General features: G+C 57.3%; 9 protein-coding genes. 7 read left to right on the plus strand and 2 right to left on the minus strand.

The window, feature by feature from the left end:
- The coding region (locus tag AC0AII_RS08715; protein WP_490446835.1) for a hypothetical protein at window positions 1-234 on the minus strand (234 nt) is incomplete at its 3' end.
- 98 nt (window positions 235-332) lie between these two features.
- On the opposite strand from AC0AII_RS08715, the gene AC0AII_RS08720 reads away from it, so the two are divergent.
- The 6 genes from AC0AII_RS08720 to AC0AII_RS08745 all read left to right on the plus strand — a co-directional run bounded on the left by AC0AII_RS08720 (window position 333) and on the right by AC0AII_RS08745 (window position 2983).
- Entirely contained in the window at window positions 333-926 is a 594-nt protein-coding gene (locus AC0AII_RS08720; protein WP_455862184.1) for a plasmid replication initiator-like protein, read from the plus strand.
- The gene (locus tag AC0AII_RS08725; protein WP_455688186.1) at window positions 923-1126 is read left to right on the plus strand and encodes a hypothetical protein; all 204 of its coding nucleotides are present in this window, start codon (window positions 923-925) and stop codon (window positions 1124-1126) included. The genes AC0AII_RS08720 and AC0AII_RS08725 overlap by 4 nt, the downstream gene beginning before the upstream one ends.
- On the plus strand, window positions 1117-1359 hold the full coding sequence (locus tag AC0AII_RS08730; protein WP_455688187.1) for a DUF4160 domain-containing protein: 243 nt from the start codon (window positions 1117-1119) through the stop codon (window positions 1357-1359). Before AC0AII_RS08725 ends, AC0AII_RS08730 begins: the two co-directional genes overlap by 10 nt.
- Window positions 1343-1591, plus strand: a complete 249-nt coding sequence (locus AC0AII_RS08735) for a DUF2442 domain-containing protein (RefSeq protein WP_455688188.1) — start codon at window positions 1343-1345, stop codon at window positions 1589-1591. The genes AC0AII_RS08730 and AC0AII_RS08735 overlap by 17 nt, the downstream gene beginning before the upstream one ends.
- Before the next feature lie 488 nt (window positions 1592-2079).
- Window positions 2080-2733, plus strand: coding sequence for a helix-turn-helix domain-containing protein (locus AC0AII_RS08740; RefSeq protein WP_252260818.1), 654 nt, complete (start codon window positions 2080-2082; stop codon window positions 2731-2733).
- Complete coding sequence (locus tag AC0AII_RS08745) at window positions 2663-2983, plus strand: MliC family protein (protein WP_061341652.1); 321 nt, start codon at window positions 2663-2665, stop codon at window positions 2981-2983. The genes AC0AII_RS08740 and AC0AII_RS08745 overlap by 71 nt, the downstream gene beginning before the upstream one ends.
- Before the next feature lie 26 nt (window positions 2984-3009).
- Here AC0AII_RS08745 and mobV read toward each other — a convergent pair whose 3' ends face one another.
- Window positions 3010-3984, minus strand: a complete 975-nt coding sequence (gene mobV / locus AC0AII_RS08750) for a MobV family relaxase (protein ID WP_061341651.1) — start codon at window positions 3982-3984, stop codon at window positions 3010-3012.
- 469 nt (window positions 3985-4453) lie between these two features.
- Here mobV and AC0AII_RS08755 point away from each other — a divergent pair, with 469 nt between their 5' ends.
- A complete protein-coding gene (locus AC0AII_RS08755; protein WP_075594731.1) occupies window positions 4454-4696 on the plus strand; it encodes a plasmid replication protein RepB in 243 nt (80 codons plus the stop codon).
- The last annotated feature ends 215 nt before the right edge of the window (window positions 4697-4911 follow it).

Here is a 4911-nt window from a genome sequence, read left to right on the forward strand (position 1 = left end):
CACCCCTGTCCATAGGGTTGTCCATGCCCCTTGAGGGCCGTTCGCCTGGAAGGCGATTGTCCACCCATCCACAGGGCTGATAACTGGATTGGGTGGCAGGCAGTGGCAGTAGTATAGAAATAGAAAGGGAAACTGGTGCAAGTTGTTGATTATAAAGGTTTTGACTAAAAAGCATGTTTCATAGCTGGTGAAACATGCATGTTTCATAGCTGGTGAAACATCGCGAAACATCATGTTGCGTATTGCGAATCATGATGTTTCATGTAACGTGTGTCTTGGGTGAAACATGATGATGCAAGGGTGACACAGTGATGTGTCATAGCTGGTGAAACATGGCAGACGATGAAAACAGAATGGAAAACCTAGAACTGCAGCTATCTCAAGCTAGGGCATTACTTAGCCATACGGTAGATACTCTCCAAGAGGAACGGCGGCTTGCTGCCGCAGCTAAGAATAGGGTTCCTGGGGGTTATTACATGATGAGTCGAGCCGCGGAGAAAAACTTAAGAGCAATTCAGCGAGATAATCCGACGGCCGCCCTTATGTTCAGTGTTATTAGGGAGCATATGCAGATTGGAACTAACGCTCTAACTATATCCCAAGCAGTTTTATGTAAAATATTGGGGAGCAGTAGAACGACAATTTACAGAGCGTCAAAATATCTAGCTGAAAACAACTATGTGCAATTAATTAAAACAGGAAATGTTACAACCTACGTAGTTAATGAGCAGGTCGCGTTCGCAGGCAGCCCAGGACAGCGCAAGGCTGTATTCTCAACGACCCTAGTCGCACACGAATGCGAGCAAGATGAGGGGTGGGCTGAGGTAAAAAAACTTAAATCAGTGCCAATTATTTACAGTGATGAGAGGATTGTTTTAGGTTGTGACGAACTTCCCCCTCCAGATCAACAGGATCTAGATTTATGAAGATCGATGTCATATTGAATCACAAAAAATTTCAGCCAGAAGTTGAGGGGATGCAGTTTCCGCCTGAAAGCTACAGGATAAATATAACTCGTTCCGATGGCAGAGGTATTTCAAAAATAGAGGCACAAACAGTACTCCAAACCTGTATTCAAGGATTTGAAGAAGGAACTACGGTTGAGGAAAGTTTAAAATGCCCGTAATCCTTCGCATTAACGGCTATCGGTTCTTCTTCTACTCGAACGAAGGCGACCCACTGGAGCCTGCCCATGTGCACGTTTCAAAGGCGGGGAATGAGGCCAAGATCTGGTTAGAACCGGAAGCGGTGTTGTCCCGAAACGATGGTTTCGGGGCACGGGAGTTGCGAGAGGTGATCGCCATCGCAACAGAGCACAGAGCATTTTTCGTGGAGAAATGGCATGAATATTTCGCCTAAATTGGTGCGGTTCGACGAAAACAGCATGTGGGTTGAGCTACTGGATGGCCGGATCATTGGGGTGCCGCTGGTATGGTTCCCGCGTCTGCTGAAGGCACAGCCGGAGCAGCTTGCCCACTACGAACTAAGCCAACGGGGTATCCATTGGGACGAGTTGGACGAAGATATTTCCATTGCTGGCCTACTGGCTGGACAGGGAGATATTACCCACCGGCCCCATCGGGCAGCCTAGTGGGATACCGTCAACTCACCCCCCAAGAGATCGCGGCCCTGCGGGAGGACATGCGCCAGTCCAGCGAATGGGCCAGAGCGGAGCTGAAGCGGCGCAGGGCACGGCTTAACGCCCACCGCCCCAAGGCTGCGCAGCGGCCGCCGGAGGCCCCACAAACAACGTCACCCGGCCACCGGCCGGGTGGCCTTTTTCAGAGGCCCCGCAGGGGCCGTCAGCGGGGTGCCAAGGCCGCGCAGCGGCCGCCGGCGGGGCGGCAGCCCCTTAGAGGAGAAGGGAAAAATACTGATTTTGAATAAAAACAATAAGTTAGGCGGATGTAATAGGAAGCAGGGCTTCCGGACAACCGGAAGCAGCTTGCTTCCGCTCACTTCCTATAATAGGAAAAAAAAATCCTTGCATAGGACTGTCGACTCGGAATAGAATTTCCACCAATAGGAAGCTGACGTCCGATTGTCCGGATGCAGTGTTTCCGGTTTGAGGGGATGCCCATGCAGCAGATCACGGTAGCGACGGACGCTCAACGGCGTATTCGCCAGCGCGAGCTGGCCATGCTGGACGAGAAAGAGGCTCAGGAGCGCGAGGAAGCGCGGAAGAACAAGGGGTTCACACAGGTGTATTCGAGGGGTTGGAGGCGCGTACGGGAGCTTGCTACGGGCAATTCAGGCGCTGCCGGTCTGTACGCCCTCTTTGCCGAGCACATCGACCCGACTTGTGGCGCGGTGATCTGCGATCAGCAGTTTTTGGCCGATCACATGAAGGTGACTACCAGGACTATCCGGTCTTGGCTCGCCTACCTGGAAGAAAACCGGGCGCTTGTCCGCATCCCTGTCGCTGGCCGAGTTTGCGCCTACGCGCTGGACCCTCACGAGGTCTGGAAGGGCTACGACAACGCCAAGGAATACGCGGCCTTCGTGACCAAAACCTTGGTCAACAAGGACGGCGATATCCGCCGCCGGATCATGTCGATGTTCAGCCCGGAAGAGCGGCCAAACGACGACCGCGACCCGAACACGCTGGACATGTTTGAAGGCACTCCCCACAATGAGCAACGAAACGAAGGAGAAAATCTTTATGAAAAAAACGTTCGCTCTTGCTGCCATGATGGCGGCAATCGCTCCGAATCTTGCTTCAGCGGCGGATAAGATGATCCAGACCAAGTACGCTTGCGAAGGCGGAAAGACGTTGGATGTCGTGTACGTCGGAGACTATGCCGTGATGCTGCAAATGGATGAGCTTGTCCCGCTGAAACGCGCCAAGAGTGCATCAGGAGTACGCTACATCTCTACCAGCAAAAACCACTCCTACGAACTCTGGGGGAAGAACAACGACATGAACCTTTCAACCCACGATGGCGGAAAAAAGCAAGTCGTTCTCAGTAACTGCAAGCCATAAACACCTTCCGTTAGCCACCTGTAGGGTCAACGAGACAGCCCGCCGTCGTCGCGATCCCGGCCGCGACTGCGAAGCCGTTGGGCCTGCCGCTGGCGTGTCGCCTCGCGCTGTTCGGCGAGCAGCTTCTCGCCCACGGCCTTGATGATCTGGGCCGCCTTGGCCTGCATATCGCGATTAAGCGGCCCCAGAGCGTCCAGAACGGGCTTCAGGCGGTCACGCAGGCTCCGGGCTGTCTCCTGTGCCTGCCGGGCCTTCTCGCGCTCCTGACGCGCTCCTGCGGCCGCTGCGACGGTCGGGCCATACCCTTCCCTGACGGCAGCGGTCACGCGGGCGGCCACGGCCTCCGGCGTCTCCACGTCCTTTGAGAAAATCCCCTTACGCAGCACCCGCGGCTCGATGGCCTGCGGCGTGATGGTGGCGTGCCCGGGCTGGCGCTCGATGGCGCCGTAGTAGCTCTGGACGCGCTGATGGGTGGCCCGGCTGCCCTCGATGCCGCGTTCCAGCCCGAGATCCCTCACCACCTCGGCAAAGCTGGTCTGGTCGGCCCGCATCTTGTCGCGGCCACCGATGAACTCCTTGGCCGACAGCCGCCCGTCCTGCGTCAGCGGCACGACGAAGGCCGACAGGTGCGGGGTGGCCTCGTCGCGGTGGATGCTGGCCGTCACGATGCGATCCGCGCCGTATTTGGCCGCCAGCCAGCCCTGCGCCTGGTCGAAGAACGCGGCCTGCTGCTGGGGCGTGGCCTTGGCCCACCATTCCGGGCTGGCCGTCATCACGTATTCGACCGCCAGCACCGCGTCCTTGCGCCGCTTCTCCGGCAGCAACTCGCGCAGCCGCCCCATCGCCGCATCGGTCGAGGTGGCCGCCCGGTGCTCGTTGTCCGGCGTGCGTTCGGCGTCAGCGTTGGGCGTCTCGCGCTCCCGGTAGCAGTGCTGCAACGCCGCCGCCACGCTGCCCATCCCCGACAGCTTCTTGCATCGCATGATCGCGTAGGCCGCCATGCTTGCCCCTCCCCTCTTGGTGTCCGAATCCGGCCAGTCGGGGCAGCGCAAGGCGGTGCCTCCGGCGGGCCACTATCAGATGATAGTGTACTCACTAGACTTTACTTCGTAAAGTCGCTCGCTCCGGCAGGGTGCCGGAGGAAAGTTCAACCCCCTGATAGCTCCCCCCTGAAGGGGGGCAAAAGATTGGGTGATCGGGGGGCGCTGTGGCGTTCGCCTCCCCCAGAACCGGAGACCCTCAAAAGCCGGTTTTGCAGGGAAGGGGGGGGATCTCGCCACGGGTTCATATGGGCGTGTTCCGCCGCCCGCCTTCCCGTGGATCTATCCACTGCAGGGGGCGGCTTGTAGGGGCTGCGCCCCTGAAAACCGGACATCAATAAGCCGTTTTGATACATCAAAACCTTGTTTTTGATGCGGGAGGGGGTATTATCATTTTCTGGATTTGATGAATCAAAATAGGGTTTTTGATATGGAAGAGCAGAAGGCCAAGTGGGTGTTTGATCAGGGGGGCTTCTCGAAAGCCTTGGTTGTGCCCACCCCGATGGGTGCCGGCTACCACCTCCACCTCGTCCAGTTTGGGAAGGGAGCGGAAACCAGCGTGTTGGAACGCCAGAGGGGAGGCTGGCGAGTCTTCAAGACGATCGATGCGGCTGTTTCGACCGCCAATGGGATCGGGTTTAGGCGCATCGAGGTCGATTTAACCTCCCTGTGAGACAAGTCCCTCCCCTAATACAAACCCGAAGGGAGATCCTGTTACTCCCTTGGCCCTGTGGAGGGCGTGGGCAAAGGCCCGTGGGTGTGGGCAATCCCTGTGGTCAGGGCCGTGGGCGGGCTGTCTTTTTGGCCCGTCCACCCCTGTCCATAGGGTTGTCCATGCCCCTTGAGGGCCGTTCGCCTGGAAGGCGATTGTCCACCCATCCACAGGGC

Source organism: Bifidobacterium sp. VU/mBH4 (B4) (assembly GCF_058199535.1).